Origin of the sequence: Treponema putidum (genome assembly GCF_000755145.1) — a bacterium.
Lineage (GTDB): Bacteria > Spirochaetota > Spirochaetia > Treponematales > Treponemataceae > Treponema_B > Treponema_B putidum.
Map to the genome: position 1 here is coordinate 989,960 of NZ_CP009228.1, position 17,009 is coordinate 1,006,968.

General features: G+C 39.6%; 10 protein-coding genes and 2 pseudogenes. 4 read left to right on the plus strand and 8 right to left on the minus strand.

The window, feature by feature from the left end:
- The first annotated feature begins 41 nt into the window (after positions 1 to 41).
- Complete coding sequence (locus JO40_RS04435) at positions 42 to 1,661, plus strand: ATP-binding protein (protein WP_044978287.1); 1,620 nt, start codon at positions 42 to 44, stop codon at positions 1,659 to 1,661.
- Between the two features lie 19 nt (positions 1,662 to 1,680).
- On the opposite strand, the gene JO40_RS04440 is transcribed toward JO40_RS04435, so the two are convergent.
- From JO40_RS04440 to uppP, 3 genes and pseudogenes are all read right to left on the minus strand, one after another.
- Complete coding sequence (locus JO40_RS04440) at positions 1,681 to 3,117, minus strand: nicotinate phosphoribosyltransferase (protein ID WP_044978289.1); 1,437 nt, start codon at positions 3,115 to 3,117, stop codon at positions 1,681 to 1,683.
- A 26-nt stretch (positions 3,118 to 3,143) separates the two neighbouring features.
- Positions 3,144 to 5,590, minus strand: a pseudogene (locus JO40_RS04445) (DNA translocase FtsK).
- Positions 5,591 to 5,615: 25 nt separating this feature from the next.
- A pseudogene (gene uppP / locus JO40_RS04450) lies at positions 5,616 to 6,424 on the minus strand (undecaprenyl-diphosphatase UppP).
- A 178-nt stretch (positions 6,425 to 6,602) separates the two neighbouring features.
- Here uppP and JO40_RS04455 point away from each other — a divergent pair.
- Together JO40_RS04455 and fusA are read left to right on the plus strand one after the other, a co-directional pair.
- Complete coding sequence (locus tag JO40_RS04455) at positions 6,603 to 7,502, plus strand: hypothetical protein (RefSeq protein WP_044978291.1); 900 nt, start codon at positions 6,603 to 6,605, stop codon at positions 7,500 to 7,502.
- Positions 7,503 to 7,597: 95 nt separating this feature from the next.
- Positions 7,598 to 9,649 carry an elongation factor G gene (gene fusA, locus JO40_RS04460; protein ID WP_044978293.1) on the plus strand — a complete coding sequence of 684 codons (2,052 nt, stop codon included), beginning with the start codon at positions 7,598 to 7,600 and terminating at the stop codon, positions 9,647 to 9,649.
- Between the two features lie 3 nt (positions 9,650 to 9,652).
- Here the strand turns inward: fusA and rlmJ are convergent, their stop codons facing one another.
- The 4 genes from rlmJ to gyrA are packed head-to-tail and all read right to left on the minus strand — an operon-like array spanning position 9,653 to position 15,172.
- Positions 9,653 to 10,519 (minus strand): 23S rRNA (adenine(2030)-N(6))-methyltransferase RlmJ, encoded by an 867-nt coding sequence (gene rlmJ / locus JO40_RS04465; protein WP_044978295.1) that lies wholly within the window; start codon positions 10,517 to 10,519, stop codon positions 9,653 to 9,655.
- 3 nt (positions 10,520 to 10,522) lie between these two features.
- Positions 10,523 to 11,926 carry an MATE family efflux transporter gene (locus JO40_RS04470; protein ID WP_044978298.1) on the minus strand — a complete coding sequence of 468 codons (1,404 nt, stop codon included), beginning with the start codon at positions 11,924 to 11,926 and terminating at the stop codon, positions 10,523 to 10,525.
- Between the two features lie 51 nt (positions 11,927 to 11,977).
- A complete protein-coding gene (locus tag JO40_RS04475) occupies positions 11,978 to 12,715 on the minus strand; it encodes a potassium channel family protein (protein ID WP_044979699.1) in 738 nt (245 codons plus the stop codon).
- Positions 12,716 to 12,724: 9 nt separating this feature from the next.
- Positions 12,725 to 15,172, minus strand: a complete 2,448-nt coding sequence (gene gyrA / locus JO40_RS04480; protein ID WP_044978300.1) for a DNA topoisomerase (ATP-hydrolyzing) subunit A — start codon at positions 15,170 to 15,172, stop codon at positions 12,725 to 12,727.
- Positions 15,173 to 15,332: 160 nt separating this feature from the next.
- Between gyrA and JO40_RS04485 the strand changes: the two genes are divergently transcribed.
- Positions 15,333 to 16,001 carry an HlyC/CorC family transporter associated domain-containing protein gene (locus JO40_RS04485; protein WP_044979700.1) on the plus strand — a complete coding sequence of 223 codons (669 nt, stop codon included), beginning with the start codon at positions 15,333 to 15,335 and terminating at the stop codon, positions 15,999 to 16,001.
- A 65-nt stretch (positions 16,002 to 16,066) separates the two neighbouring features.
- Here the strand turns inward: JO40_RS04485 and JO40_RS04490 are convergent, their stop codons facing one another.
- Positions 16,067 to 16,804, minus strand: coding sequence for an amidase domain-containing protein (locus tag JO40_RS04490; protein WP_144242241.1), 738 nt, complete (start codon positions 16,802 to 16,804; stop codon positions 16,067 to 16,069).
- Positions 16,805 to 17,009: the final 205 nt, after the last annotated feature.

The following is a 17,009-nucleotide window of genomic DNA, read 5'->3' on the forward strand; positions in this document are numbered from 1 at the left end:
ATTTTTTAAGAATTTATCTTAAATTTTGGGGAGGGCTTAAAATGGATATTGATTTATCACGAAAGATACCGATAGGTATTCAAAGTTTTGAAGATTTACGCAGAAAAAACTTTTTATATGTAGATAAAACTCTATATGCTTTTAAGCTGGCTAACTTAGGCAAGGTATACTTTTTAAGCCGTCCCCGCCGGTTTGGCAAAAGCCTTTTTCTCTCGACTCTCAAGGCCTACTTTTTAGGCCAAAAAGAACTGTTTAAGGGTTTGTACATCGAAAAAGCCGAAGAAAAGCGAGCCGAAATCGAAAAAAACGAAGCTTGGGTTGAATACCCCGTTTTGTATATGGATTTTAACATAGGCAGGTATGATGAACCTCAGTCTTTAAAAAGTCATTTAAATATCGCCCTAAGTCAATTTGAAGAAATCTATGGAGCACGTGAGCCGGAAGAAGAACCTGCTCAACGCTTTGCAGGTATAGTACAGCGTGCTTATGAAAAAACCGGCCGTCAAGTGGTTATTCTAGTTGATGAATATGATAAGCCCCTTTTGCAGACGATGGGCGTAAATGAAGCCTTAAACGAAGAGTACCGCAATACCCTTAAGGCCTTTTATTCGGTAACTAAAACCTGCGATCAATATATCCGCTTTGCTTTTTTAACCGGCGTAACGAAGTTTAGTAAGGTAAGTATATTCAGCGACTTAAACAATCTGCAAGATATAAGTATGCTGAATGACTATGCCGAAATATGCGGACTAACTCAAATCGAGATAGAAAAAACCTTTAAGCCTGAAATAGAAAAGTTAGCTGATAACACCAAAAACAGCTATGATAAAATGCTTGAAGAGCTAAAACAGCGTTATGACGGTTATAAGTTCAGTGTTTTAGGTAAATCGGTATATAACCCCTTTAGCATATTAAATACTTTCAACTCCGGTGAATTAAAAAATTATTGGTTTGCAACAGGCACACCGACCTTCTTGGTAAATTATCTAAAAGATGCATATTACAATATTCCCGATTTAGACGGAAAGGTAGAGCTTGATGAGTCCATGCTGACTGAATATAGGGCCGATGTACAAAACCCCATACCTATACTTTTTCAATCGGGCTATTTAACGATAAAAGAATACATTGAAGAAGTTAACATGTACCGCTTGGGCTTTCCGAATGATGAAGTGCGGTACGGCTTTTTAAAAAATCTATTCCCGTCATATTCTTCACTTAGACCTGATGAAACGGGAGTTTCAATATGGAAGTTTGTAGAGGATATAAGAGCCGGGAATGTAGATGAATTTATGGAAAGGATGCAGGCGATAATAGCGGGCGTGCCTTATGATAACCTTCCAAAAGATAAACTTAAATTGAGGGAGCAAAACTACCAGACTGCCGTTTACCTAATCTTTAAGTTGATGGGGCAATTCGTAGAAACTGAAATACACTGTGCAAAGGGCAGGGCTGACTGTATAGTGCATACTAAAGATTCAATATACATCTTTGAGTTTAAGCTGATGAGTGCAGGAAGTGCCGATGATGCAATAGCCCAAATAAAAGAGAAGGGCTATGCCGCTCAATTTAAGGCAGAGGGCAAAAAGATAATCCTGATAGGTTCAAGCTTTGATGAAGAAGAAAGAACTATCGGCGAGTGGAAGTGCGAGAATTTGTAAAATAAGTTTCAGCTTCACCTTAGTTTTTAAAAACCGGTTTATTTTTTATCAGCTGCTGTTTTAAATCCCTCATTTTTTCGCTTAAAGAAACCTTGTATATGTGAGGGTTTAAAAGACGTTTTGAAGTGTAATCCAAACTGTCGAGCTGCTTTTCGGCATAGGCTTTGATTTCTTTTAGACTGGGAGCCTTGCCGACAGCCTTGCCGTTTTCAATACGCTTTTCTAAAAGAGCTTCAACTCTTTCAGGTGTAAATGTAAAATTCTGATAATCGTTTGCAGGATGATAAAAAGTTTGTTCCACACCCTCTTCAATTTTTTCGTCTTCAAGGGTTAACACATCTGCCTTAAAGGTTCCATCGGAATTGTATAGGCGCCAAACCTGCTTACATGCAGGGTTAGTCATCTTTGCAGGATTATCCGAAAATTTCATAACAGGAGTCCATTCCGTTTCTCCTAAGCTCTTGCGTGCTGCCATTTTGTATACGCCTGTAAGGGAGGCCTCATTTCCGCCCGTAACCATGTGGGTACCTACTCCCCAAGAATCTATAGGTGCATTGTTTTGAACAAGGGACTCTACAATTTCTTCCGTCAGTTCGTTTGAAACGGAAATCTTTGCCGTAGGACAACCGGCTTCATCAAGCCGCTTACGCACATCCTTACTCAAATAATAAATATCGCCCGAATCGAGGCGGACACCGAAGTTTTTTCCCTTTTCTTGCAAACGCTTTCCTACCTTGATGGCATTTACAATACCTGATCGGAGTGTATCATAAGTATCTATTAAAAATATTGAATTGTCGGGATACATATCGGCATAGGCCTGAAAAGCGTCCTCTTCGTTTTTAAAAGACATTATCCATGAGTGGGCCATTGTTCCGAGGGCGGGTATGCCGAGTTCTTTGGCAGCAAGGGAATTGCTTGTGCCGAAAGCTCCGCCTATGTAGGCTGCCCGTGTTGCACTCATAGCACCGTCATTTCCTTGGGCTCGGCGGAGGCCGAATTCCATTATAGCTCCCTTTTTTGAGGCCAGCCAAATTCGGGCTGTTTTGGTTGCTATAAGGGTTTGGAAATTTATCGTGTTTAAAATAAGGCCTTCCAAAAGCATGGCTTCAACTATGTCGGCTTCAATACGGATTAAGGGCTCATTCGGGAAAACGACACTGCCTTCTTTCATTGCCCAAATATTGCCTGAGAATTTAAAATCGGCAATATATTCTAAAAAATCTTTTTCGAATATTCCGAGAGACTTAAGCCAGTCAATATCGCTTTTTTCAAAGTGAAAATTTCGGATAGTTTCTAAAAGGGGTTCAAGTCCTGCAAAAACGGAATAACCGCCATTAAATGGGTTGGTTCTAAAAAACATGTCAAAAACGGTTTTTGTATTGTTTCCTTTTTTCCAAAAACCTTGAGCCATTGTCAATTCATAAAAGTCTGAAAATAAAGCGTTATCAATCATAAATTTTACCTCATATAATTATTTTTTTAAGAATGCGTAATTACTTCCCTCGGTTTTGAGCCGTTCGCAGGGCCGACTACTCCGCGTTCTTCCATTTCTTCCACGATGCGGGCAGCTCGGTTATAGCCTATTTTAAGCCGCCTTTGAATGTAAGAGGCTGAGGCTTTTCCTTCTGCCAAAACAATCTCTAAAGCTTCATCATAGAGCGGATCGCTTTCATCTCCGAAGAGGGTGCCTTGCGAATATTCTTCCTCATCTACAAATATTTCGTCATCTATATAATCGGGTTCTCCGAAGGTTTTTACACATTCTACGACCTGCTCTACCTCATCATCTGAAACAAAGGTGCCTTGGATTCGGGCGGGGAAGGGTTTGGTTGTACTTACGTAGAGCATGTCTCCCTTTCCTAAAAGCTTTTCGGCACCGATGTTATCGAGGATAATTTGGCTGTCTACACGGGAGGCGACCATAAAGGCTATCCTGCTCGGAATGTTTGCCTTAATTAAACCTGTAATTACATTGGTCGAAGGTCTCTGTGTTGCAAGTACTAAGTGAATACCTACGGCACGGCTCATAGCACAAAGCCTCGAAACTGTAGCTTCAAGTTCCTTTCCTGTAGTAGACATAAGGTCGGCGAATTCGTCAATTATTATTACGATGTAGGGCAATGGTTCGGCTGCAATCTTTTCTCGTTTTATTTTTTTATTGTAGCTTTTAATATCGCGAACGCTCATGGAGTCAAGCATCGCATAGCGCCTTTCCATTTCGCAGATACAGTACTGCAAGCCTTGAAGGGCCCTTTTGGGTTCTGTAATAACGGGAGTCAATAAATGGCCGATGCCGTTATAAAGTTTAAGCTCTACTATCTTTGGGTCAACCAAGAGGAGCTTTACCTCTTCGGGGCTCTTATTATAAAGAATTGAAAGAATAATAGAGTTTACACAAACGGATTTGCCTGAACCGGTAGCTCCGGCAATCAAAAGGTGGGGAGTCTGACAAAGGTCTAAGGTTTGAGGCTCTCCCGTTACATCTTTTCCAAGAACTATAGGTATGCCCATTTTTTCGGTTTCGGGAATTTGAGTTTCGATTAGTTCTCTAAAACCGACTATTGCCCTTGATTCGTTAGGAACTTCAATACCGACAGCTTGTTTTCCCGGAATGGGGGCGACAATTCGGACGCTTTGAGCTGCAAGGCGGAGGGCAATATTATCTTGAAGAGCCGTAATTTTACCCAGTTTTATTCCCGGAGGAGGCAAGACTTCAAACATGGTAACTACAGGCCCTTTTCTAATACCTGTAATTTCGATACTGATATTGAATTCTTCAAAGGTATTTTTTAAGGCTATTGCTGCTTTTCGGGTCGAATCATCTACTATCCAGTATTCGTTTCCCGGGTATTTTGTTAATAGGTCATAAGGAATGTGGTAGCCTTTTTTTTGTCCGTTGAACCTGCCTTAGGCTCCAGAGGCTGAGCGGCACTTATTTCTATATCGTCTGAACTTTCTTCTTCAACATTTTCAGGTTCTTCATCATCGGTTTCATCTTCCGGCAGGGTAATTTCTTGGGCCGTGTCATCATCATTATCATCGCCGTTTTTTTCTTCTGAGGAAGATAGAAGTTCTTTATCATTTTCTCCATCTTCTTCTATTGAATGGAGTTCTTCCAAGTCTTGTTCAATGTTTATATCTTCTATTACGACAAGAGATTCTATTATACCTTTTTTGGGCTCGTGAGCAAGAGATTGTCCTATGTCTACTTCTATATCGGCCCCTACATTTTCGAGTGCGGGCATTTCTTCTTTAAATTCTTTAACACTATTATTTAGTTGAGATTTTATAAACTGATTATGTGTAAGGGCTGCTTCCGATAAATTTCGTTTGTTTATATCCGGCTCCGCCTTTGTATTTGATTTTACCAAAAACTCGGTTTTAAAAGATTCGTTTTTTTCTTCAAAAATAGGAGCGGCTTCTAACAAATGATAACTGTCGCCTATAATGTCCTCTATTTCTTCTTCTTGATGCGGAAGGCTTTTTTTTGAATTAAATTTTTCACTTAACATAAGAGTAAAAAATACTTCCACTAAGAGTAAAAGGCCTGTTGCAAGAGTTACGGCAATTTTTGTGAATTCTTGGACCGTATTATTTGCAATTTTAGGAAGTAAAAAATAGATTAAGTGTTCACCTAATACGCATGTTAAAAAATATACAGGCATAAATGATAACAACAGCTTTGAATATAGAGTCCAGCCGGGGATAATCAATAAAATTGCAGAATAAAGAAGAATAATCGGTATGAGTAAGGAAGAGAATTTATATGTAGAAAAAAGAGCTGTTCCTAGCATTTCAAAAGGAAACATATAGCTGTTAAAGCCGAACATAGGTAACAGCACTGCAAGGGCTATGTATATTGAGCATATAAAAATGAGAATTCCCAAAATGATGGATATTATTCTAAATTTTGATTCTTCTATCAAACGTCAACTCCGAAATTGTAAAAAATTATCCGGCAAACCCCCAAAAATAAATACTAAGACCGATCCCCAGCGGAATTAAATAGAAAGCAAAATACATTAATTTTCCTTTTTTATAAGTTTAAGTAAAAACCGGAGAGAAAAATAACCTACAACAAAGGCGCTTATCATTCCGGCTATTAGGCTTATGGGGCTTATACCTGCAAGAAGATTATCGGCAGATTTAAGTTCAAGTATAAATGCTGCAAGAATTGCCGGTATTGATAGTAAAAAAGAGAATTCTCCGGCTTTTTCCCTGTCAAGACCTGCAAAAAGAGAGGCTGAAATGGTGCTCCCCGATCGCGATATACCGGGTATAACTCCTATTCCTTGGGCAAGCCCTGTTAATGCTGCCGTAAGGAGATTTAGGTGTTGTACCGGTTTGTTGTGTTTTATCTTAGACGATGCGATTAAAAGAAACCCTGTTATGATAAAGCAAAGGGGGATAATACGGATGTCGATATTTTTTACCCAATCCTTTAATAAAAGGCCTATTACGCCTGTTACTGCGGTTGCAAGTATAATGGCAGCAATCATCATAAGATTTTCTTTATCTTCGGGTTTTGACTTTCTTATTATAAAGCGGCCTAAAGTGCAAAAAAGGGCGGCGATTTTTTTTGCAAAAACTGTACAAACCGCTGCAAGGGTAGCTACATGTAAGAGTATGTCAAAGAGGATAGGAAGGTCTTTTTGATTAAAAAAGTATTCTAAAACGGCTAAATGGCCGGAACTTGAAACAGGTAGAAATTCGGCTAAGCCTTGAACCGCCCCTAAAATAATAGCTTGAAAAATAGACATAAAAATTCTCCAATAAAGTTTTTACAAACGGCAGAAACCGATATGGGACTATATCATAAAAAAAAGAAAAATTCCAGCCGGAAAATATAGACGATTTATTGAAAATTTAATGTGTTATCTTGTTCTTTATTTTATTTTTTGATAGAATAAATGCCCGTAAAACATTTGGAGATATTAAATGACAGATAATATAAGTAAAATACTTAGCGGTTTCTTTTTTAAGGATGTAAACGGTATTTGGACAGGAAGTATAGGCAGGAATAAATTTCTTGTTAGACAAGATAAATTAACCGATCAAGAGCTTGTTCTTAAAACCTCTTGTGCAGTGAGAGGATCAAAGGGCGATTTGTTCGGCTTTTTAGATGAGCAAAAACAAAAAGGAAAGATAAAAAATTTTAATATGGATGAAAATTTATTATCTTTGACCTATGCTTGCGGTGATAACGATTCCGAGTTTGAATTTTTCTTAAAGAATCTTTCAGATATTTTAACCAAATTAGAATCGCAAGATGTTTGCTTTTCATGTAATAAAATAAGAGAAACAAATACTTATAAAATTAAGGACGTTCCAACTCTTTTATGCTCCGAATGTGTAGAAAATTTTAAAACTAAGATGGAAAAAGTAAACAATGAACCGAATAATTATTTAACCGGAGCTTTATGCTGCATCATCGGGGCATTAGCCGGTTCCGTGGCTTGGATTTTAATAGGATATTTCGGTTTTTATGCATCCATTGCTGGATATTTTATAGCCTACTCTGCATTTTACGGTTATAATTTTGGAAAAGGAAAGGCAACCAAGACAGGAGTTATAATAAATATCTTTGCTATAGTTTTCGCCTTGCTTTTTGCCGAATACATAGGCTTATTTTTAGCCGTCAAAAAAGAGGTCAGCTTAGATTTTTTATCTTTTGTAAAATTATCTCCGGTATTTTTTTTCGATTCGGACTTTATAAAATCTATTCTTCCCAGTCTAGGTCTCGGCTTTTTGTTTGCCGGCTTAGGCTCTTATAGAATCATAAAAGATATGTTTAAAAAGGCAAATGAACTTTCAGATATCTCTATAGAAAGAATTTAATAGCTTCAAAAAACTATATACTTGTCTCCCGATTGTTTTTTTTTGATTTTTTTGCTATTATTTTTGCTTAAAATAAGATTTTGGAGAATGTGAAAATGCTTGATAAGATGCGGAACATAGGAATAATGGCTCATATAGATGCGGGAAAAACCACCACGACCGAGCGTATTTTGTTTTATACGGGAAAAATTCATAAGATAGGCGAAATAGATGACGGTCAAGCAACCATGGACTGGATGGCACAAGAACAGGACAGGGGAATTACTATCCAAAGTGCCGCCACCACTACTTATTGGAAAAACTTTCAGATAAATATAATCGACACTCCCGGGCACGTAGACTTTACGGCCGAGGTAGAACGCTCCTTGCGTGTCTTGGACGGGGCCGTTGCAGTTCTCTGTGCAGTCGGAGGAGTTCAGCCCCAGACCGAAACCGTTTGGCATCAGGCTGACCGTTACAAGGTTCCCCGTATATGCTTTGTAAACAAGATGGACAGAATCGGAGCCGACTTTTTTGCAGTTTTAAAAGACGTGCACGAAAAATTCGGAGTTGAAACCCTGCCTGTTCAAATTCCTATTGGAGCAAGCGACAGCTTTGAAGGAGTTATCGATCTTATTGCAATGAAGGAAATTTACTGGGAAGCCGAGACAGAGGGCGAAAAATATGAGTATACCGCAATAGCCCAAGACCGCCTTGCCTTGGCGGAAGAATGGCGCGAAAAAATGCTCGACGTTATTTCTTCAGCCTCGGACGAAATCACCGAGCTCATCCTTGAAGGAAAAGAAGTTCCCGAAGAGCTTATCAAAAAAGAAATAAGAAAGGCGGTTTTAAATCAAAGCTATATTCCTTTTTTGTGCGGTTCTGCACGAAAGAATATCGGAGTTCAGCCTTTAATCGATGCAGTCGTCGACTTTTTGCCCGCCCCAGATGAGGTTCTGCCGGCGGAGGCCTTTAATCCAAAAAAGGAAGAAAAACTCTCGGTTCCTTGCAAGGTAGAAGGGGCTCCCCTAGGCCTCGTATTTAAAATTCAATACGATAAGGATGCAGGAAGCCTTTGCTATGTCCGAATGTACTCGGGTAAAATCAAATCCGGCGATCAAGTTTTTAATACGGGAAAAAAGAAAAGAGAGCGCGTAAACAGAATTTTGCGGATGCATTCAAATAAGTCGGAACAAATGGATTCCGTTCAAGCCGGAGACATCGCCGTTTTTATCGGTTTAAAAATTTCTCAGACAGGAGATACCCTAGGTTCAGAGGGTCAGCCTCTCTTGCTTGAATCCATGCACTTTCCCGAACCCGTTATTTCCGTTTCGGTAGAACCGAAGAGCTTATCTGAAAGCGACCGTTTAAAAGAGGTCTTGGAAATTCTTTCAAAGGAAGATCCGACCTTTACCAGCCGCGAAGACAGCGAAACCGGACAGCTTATAATTTCAGGCATGGGAGAGCTACACATAGATGTTCTAACCCGCCGAATGTTAGATGATTTTAAGGTAGAAGCCAGAGTCGGAAACCCTCAGGTTACTTACAGGGAATCTATCACTACCGAAAAAACTCAAACCGAAAAATACAGCAGACAGCTTGGCGGAAAAGACAATGAGGCCGAACTCACCCTTACTGTCCGCCCCCTTGAGCGAGGAAGCGGAAACCGCTTTGTTTCAAAAGTCAAGACCTTTCAAAAATCAGGTTCGGGCGGAACCAATTCTCTCCCCGAAGAGCTTTTAGAAGCCGTTAAGCGTTCTATTGAAGGCTGCTTTAGCTCAGGCATCAAGGCCGGCTATCCTTGTACCGACATCGAGGTAGAACTTGTTTCGGTAAAATATAACGAACTTACGGCAACCCCCTTTGCCTACGAAGCCGCCGCCGCAAAGTGCTTTGATGACGCTTGCAGTGCAGCAGAGCCCGTACTCTTGGAACCGGTAATGGCTGTGGATATTATGAGCCCCAAAGAATTCGTCGGAGATGCCATGAGTCAGATTACCCAAAGGGGAGGCTTAATCTCAAGTATGGATTCAAAGGCAAGTACCGACATTGTACACGCTCAGGCTCCAATGGCAAAAATGTTCGGCTTTTCAACCGACCTCCGTTCGGCCACACAGGGAAGAGCTTCCTTTACAATGAGCTTCAGCCATTTTGAGGTTAAACGGTAGAAATTAGAAAACGTCTTCGGGTTTAAATGTTTCACTAATATCAGCCCGCACTGTCTCAATATACCCGCATATTTCTTTCAGTTTTTCTTCCAAACCCCATGGCGGATTTGTGATTAAAATACCTGAACCTTGCAAGCCGTACTCACTTTCAGCATCTATCTTATTTGAAAAATGCTTGATCTCAAAATTTAGTATCTTGTTGTTTGCTGCTTTGCTTATCCGGCTTTTTAAATTTGCGCGCTCTTCAATTTTGTGATTCAATATAGGGTACCAAATTATAAAGATGCCTATGGGCCATTTTTTACAGACTTTTTCTACAGACTCTGCAATTTCTGTATAATCGGAATCGACTTCATAGCTGGGATCAAATAGGGCAAAGCCGCGGATAGGAAGAGGCGGAGTAAGAGCCCTGACAGCCTCATAGCAATCCCTTTTGTGCACATGAACATTTTCTACACGCTTATAAAGCTCTTTTAATTTTTCAGCTTCAGCAGAATGTAAATCGCATAAAATTAAATTGGATTCTTTTTGTAAAAATGAACGGATGATTTCGGGAGAACCGGCATAAGAGGAATTTTCATCATAGTTTTTTAGGCAAAAATCCAAATAAGCCTTGAAGTCTTCAGGTATCGGAAGAGGAAGTTTTTCTTTTTTATATAAATCTAAAATACGGATTATTCCTTCTTCCGCTTCGCCGGTTTTTAAGCTCCACTCGCTTAAAAGATTATAGAAAGCGCCCCCGGCATTTAAATCAAAGGCCGTAAAAGGCTTTTGCTTTTGGGTGAAGAGGTTTAAAAAAGAAAAGAGAACCGAGTGCTTAAAAACATCGGCCTGATTTCCCGCATGAAAACCGTGTCGATAGCTCAGCAAATTTTAAACCCTCTTATTACACCAAGCCCCTTTGCGGTAGTGATATAGAATAACCATAAATTCGGCTGCCTCCGAAAAAATATAAGAGGTCCAAACGGCAAATAAGGGAAGGTGTAAAATATTTACAACCAAAAATAAAAACGGGATTTGTACAAACCATCGAGAACCCAAGGTAGAGTAAAGAATGGGTCTTGTATGACCTGAACCTGAAAAGACCACGGCGAGCCCCAATCCCATAGATAAAATTATAAAGGACGGATAAAATATACGCAGCATTAAACTTCCCTGCAAAAGCATCGACGGATCATTTGGGAAGAAAAACCGCAAAAAAGTTTGAGGCGTTCCCATAATTATGACTGCAAAAATTCCTACTACAGAGGCTGACATAAAAGCGTTTATCTTAGAAGTAAGTTTTGCTTCCTTAACATTATCTCGGCCAAGGCTTTGACCTACCAGAGTTGCGCCTCCCATATTGAAACCGAAAATAGGCATAAAGGCAAACTGTGAAAGCTTTCCGCCGACACCTGCAAGAGCGACTGCATCGGCACCGTATACCGTTACGAATTTCATAATCGTTACTTGAGCAAAGCTGCGGACAAGTGAGTTAATACCTGAAGGAAGACCTATGAGTAAAAGGTCAGTATCTATTTTTTTGTCAAGTCTAAAAAGTCCTCTAAAGCTGATTTTTATCTTACGCCTTCCGCTTAAAAGAATTAAAAATCCGTATAAGAAACTTACAGTTCGGGCTGTTACCGTTGCAAGGGCTGCACCAAAAACACCCATACCTAAGCCCGGAATACTTATTCCGGGAATTATATCGAACATAAAAACAGGATCTAAAACCAAGTTTATAATGGTGGATATTATCATAATGTGCAAGGGTGTTTTTGCATCTCCGGTACATCTAAAAATCGTATTTACCGAATACGAAGAAAACATTACAGGAATAAAAAAGATTCTAAGCCATCCATACTCTAAAGCGGAATTTAAAACTTCTTGATCCGGAAGAAAAAACCATAAAATAGGTTTTAAAAAAATAGCTAAAAGAAGTCCCGACATTATTGCAAGGACAACCTTAAAGCTGATAGTCTGTTCGGCAATACGCTGAGTCTTTTCCATATCGCCTCGGCCGTAGTTTTGAGAAATCATCGACACGGAACTGGCCCCTGCGACTTCATTCAAAATAGTAAAAAGCATATATATGGAAGAAAAGAGGGTAACACCCGAAAGAGCTGTCTTAGATATCTGACCTACCCAAACCATATCGACAATATCATAAAAGTTTTGCAAGCCTGCTGAAATCATTGTAGGATAAGCCAACTTCCATAAATTTTTTGATATTTTTTTAGGTTTTAATTGCAGATCGGTTTCATCACAAACACACTTTGAACAGGATAGATTCTCCATAATAGCATACTCTCCTTTAGGCTTTTAAATCGGCAATCTCCCAATTATCAATTATACTTTTTTTGAAGAAAAAAGATTTTTAAAGATTGACGGTTTTATCTCTCCATCTTTTTTTAAATTATTTTTTAGGCTTATCTTTCCGCCGGAAAAATTATAGATGTGTTCTTCAGAGGCAACAACTAAAAGAACATCATCTTCTTCAAATTTATACTCGGGATCATCCATAAAGATAAAATCTTCGCTTTCCTTTTTTCGGCGTGCTATAATGTTTACGCTCATGTCCTTTCTTATGTTGGATTCGGCAAGGCTTTTTCCGACATATCTTGTTTCTATCTCGACTTCGGCAAGGGCAAGGTTTTTTGAAATAGGCATAAATTTAAGAAGGAGGTCGGCGGCTAAAATAGGGGTTGTTCTTTTTGCTGCTTCACTGTCGGGATAAATTACTCGAGTAGCCCCTACGGTTTTTAAAAGCCTTCCATGTTCGTCTGATTGGGCACGCACAACAATGTTTGCAATGCCTAGATTTTTTAATATTGTCGTGCTGATTACTGAAAGCTCCACCTTGCGGCCGAAATCTACGATTACTGTATCCACCTTGGAGGGAAGAATTTTGCGTACTGAAAGCTCGCTTATTTCTTCAAGTACAACTGAAGAAGAGGCCTTAGATTTATACATTTCGATAAGGTCTTTATTTTGTTCGATGATGATGACTTCGGCCCCTATTTTTATAAGTTCATCCAGCATTCTTACTCCGAAGGTGCCCAAGCCCATAATTGCAAATTTTTTCATATACTTCACCTACTCTTCATCGCGGGCAACAACATCAAGGCCTATAAGCATATCGGGACTTTCAATATCCAATATTCTTACTCCCTGTGCAGACCTTCCCATAGTACCGACAGAATCTACGCTGATGCGGATAGTCTTGCCTTGACCCGTTATGCAGACAACCTCATCGTCATCAAATACGGTAAGAAGGCCGACAACCTCTCCCGTTTTTTCCGAAAGGGTATAGATACGCTGTCCGCCGGTTCCTCTTCCGTGAGCTGAAAATTCGGAAAAGTCCACGCGCTTGCCGTAGCCGTTTTCGGTCATAACAAGCATTTTTTGATTTTCCGTCACTCGGAGTGCGCCCGTAAGTTCGTCCTCGGAAGAAAGCTTTATTCCGGTAACACCGCGGGAAGAACGCCCTTGAGAGCGGATGTCTTCCTCGCTTGTGCGGAGGGCCTGACCTCGGCGGGTAATCAGCATGATTTCGTCCTTGCCGCCTGTAAGAATTGCACTTACCAGCTTATCGCCCTCATCGAGTTTTATCGCGATGATTCCGCGGGTTTTTGCATTTGCAAAATTATCGGTTGTTACTTTTTTTACGACACCGCCTGCTGTTGCCATCAAAAGATAGGTCTTATCGTCAAATTCTTTTAAAGAAACAACGGCCGTAATTTCTTCATCGGAAGAAACGGAAAGAAGGGATTTTATGTGAGAGCCGCGGCTTGTTCTGCTTGCTTCCTGTATTTCATGCACCTTTAACCAGTAAGCCTTTCCCGCATTTGTGATAAACATAATATAGTCATGGGTTGAGGCCGTAAAAATCTGATCCAAAAAGTCATCTTCAGCAAGGTTTGCGGAATTGGAACCCTTGCCGCCTCTATTTTGGCTCTTATAGGCTGTGGCAGGAATACGCTTAATATATCCGAGGTGAGAAATTAAAATAACCATCTCTTCTTTTTTGATAAGGTCTTCGATATTGAGCTCTTCAACCTCATCGGCTACTATATCGGTCTTGCGTTCATCTCCGAACTTTTCGGCTATCTCGTTAGTTTCTTCCTTTATTAAGGCTAAAATCTTTTCGGGATGGGCAAGGAGGTCTTTTAAGTGAGCGATTAGAACCTGCAATTCCTGTAACTCTTTTCTGAGGTCTTCAATTTCCAAGCCGGTTAAACGCTTTAGCTGCATATCGACTATGGCCTGGGCTTGAACATCATCAAAGCCGAACCTTTCCATCAAGCCGTTTTTTGCCGTTTGCGGATCGCGGGATGCCCTTATTATTTTGATAACTTCATCTATGTTGTCGATGGCGACGATGAGGGCTTCCAAGATATGAGCTCTTTCTTCCGCCTTACGCAAATCGAATTTTGTTCTGCGGGTAACGACATCAACCCTGTGCTCGACAAAGTATTTTACAAGAAGTTTTAAGTTGAGGGTTTCAGGTCTTCCGTTTACAAGAGCAAGGTTTATAACTCCAAAAGAAGATTGAAGGGCTGTCTTTGCAAAAAGCTGGTTTAAAACAACCTTTGTAATAGCCCCTCTCTTTAGCTCTATAACAATACGCAATCCCGTTCTATCCGAAGTTTCATCGTTTACGTTTGCAATTCCGTCTATAATTTTTTCGCGGGCCAGTTCTCCGATGCGGGATACAAGGGTGGTCGTGTTTACCTGATAGGGTACTTCGGTAAAGACTATAGTTTCTTTTCCTTTTTTATCGACCTCGATTGTAAATTTACCGCGCACCAATATTTTTCCGCGGCCTGTCTTAAAGGCTTGTTTTATTCCCTTTCGTCCGTAGATAACTCCGCCTGTCGGGAAGTCGGGGCCCTTCATATATTTACAAAGCTCGTCTATTTCGATTTCGGGATTGTCTATGTAGGCTGAAACCGCATCGGCTATTTCGCGTAAGTTATGGGGCGGCATGTTGGTTGCCATACCGACAGCAATTCCGCTTGAACCGTTTGCAAGCAAGAAGGGGAATTTAGCCGGAAGAACAGTCGGCTCTTTTGTAGAATCGTCAAAGTTCGGAATAAAATCGACTGTTTCTTTTTTTATGTCCTCGACCATGGTTTCGGCTATTTTGGCCATCTTAGCTTCCGTATATCGGTAAGCTGCGGGCGGGTCGCCTCCTATGGTTCCGAAGTTTCCTTGGGGATAAATAACCGGATAGCGGAGAGAAAAGTCCTGTCCAAGGCGGACGAGAGCATCATATACCGAAGCGTCGCCATGGGGGTGATAACTTCCCAGTACATCACCTACAATCTTAGCACACTTTCGGGTGGGGCCTGAGTTACGTAAGCCTTTTTCTTCCATAGAATAAAGGATTCGTCTATGAACGGGCTTTAGGCCATCCCTTACATCGGGCAGGGCTCGGCTTACTATAACTGACATTGAATAATCTATGTAGGCTCTTTTTACTTCATTTTCAATAGGAATCGGAATTACGGCTCCGCCTTCATTAGTTTCTATCTCTTCCACGCATTATACTCCTAAATTCGGGCTATTCTAGCATAAAAAAAGGGCTTGGTCAAGGAATGGAGAAATTGTATTAACAACAAGCGAAATGCGAAACGTTGACAAAAAAAAATCTTTTAGGTATACTTTTATCGGAATTAAGGAAAAACAAGAGAGAGTCATTATGCAAAAATTTAAAACTTTTTTTCATCAACAAAATCTAAGGCGGAGTGCGGCAAGGTTGGCAGGGCGAATAGAAATTGTGCTATCCTTTGCAATGCTTATTGGAATTTTAATTCTTTCTATCGAAATTTTCTTTGACATAAAAGAAATGGCTTTTGCATTTATTTATAGTAAAAAAATTCCTTCATTCTCAGAATTCCTTTCATTAATATTTTCTCTTGTAATCGGTCTTGAATTTGTAAACATGCTTATAAAGCATACGCCGGGAAGTGCTCTTGAAGTTGTGCTCTATACTATTGCACGAAAAATTATCGCCGATCACGGCAGTATGCTTGATGCTCTATTGGGTGTTGTTGCTATAGCAATTTTGTTTGCCGTAAAAAAATACCTAAACGAAGGCGGAGAGTACGGCGCAGGAAACGAATGTGATTATATCGTAAACGGCGGCACCAGTATTCACGAGATTAATCATAGGCTGGATTCTGATTTTGATGAAGCATACGGAAACACCGTCGCAGGTTATTTGTTTAACTATCTTAAACAGCAGGGCCGTTCACCCCATCTCGGTTTGGAAGTCGACATAGGAGAATATAAATTCATAATCCATGAAATGGATAATGACTTAATAAGATACATTAAAATTCTTCCTATCAACGAACACAAGGATTAAGCTTTTAATTAAGATTCGGCTATTTATGAGAGCGTATATCCGTCAAAAGAAGTAAAGCTTTCGAGTTAATTATTCGGGGTTAAATAAATAGCTTCAGAATTGTTTAGGTGAGGGAAAGAAACCGTTTTGCGGTCATTTGTATGGCCGTTAAATAATATTGTAATGCTGTCATTGGATGTGATAAAAACGACATGAGATTCTTTTGTAAGACAGATAAAACCTCCCTCACATGCGGCAGAGTAATTTGTTGTATAAAATATATTTTTTTGTTGCATATAGTCGGTTACTCCGCTATTTTCGTATCTTGGGCTTCCTGTCCTGATCCAAATTAAACTTTCAGGATACCAAGCCGCTGTTGTAGAAACACCTCCGGCATGTATGCACTGAGAAACATAGTTTGCACAATCATTTTCGTAGGTTTTGTACTTTGGGTTCCAAACAGACATATCACTAGACATATTTAAGGGATTAGATGTGTATTTATTTGCATAGCTGACGGCCGCCGCATTATTGTAATTAATTTTTTTTGAGTCTGTATTGACGTGATATTTTATAAAATCAAACCCGTTTTGCATAATCTCATCGGGTTCAGGCGGTTTTAATGAAAAAGCGTCTATTTTTGTATGATATGTTGCTATTTCAATTTTTATATTTTCAAAACTATCTTTTTCGGTAAATGTTATCTTAAAAATATTGTTTTCAAGTTGCTTTTTACCTATATATTTTTTTAATTCCGTAGTTTTCTTGTTGTATTGATTCAAAGCTTTTTTATTATCTTTAAAATATTCAACAGCATTTTTCATTCCGGCAACAAAGGGAAGCTGATAAACCGAATTAAATTTTAATTTTTTTTCTATTACAACAAAATAAAATTTTTCATTTGGGCCATAATCTTCATCATCAGGTATATAATCATAGACTGAAACATCCAGAATATCATAATATTCCGAGTATAAACTTTCAGCATATTTTTTAAAAAAGAGCTCCTCTTTTGTGTCTTCTTTTTTC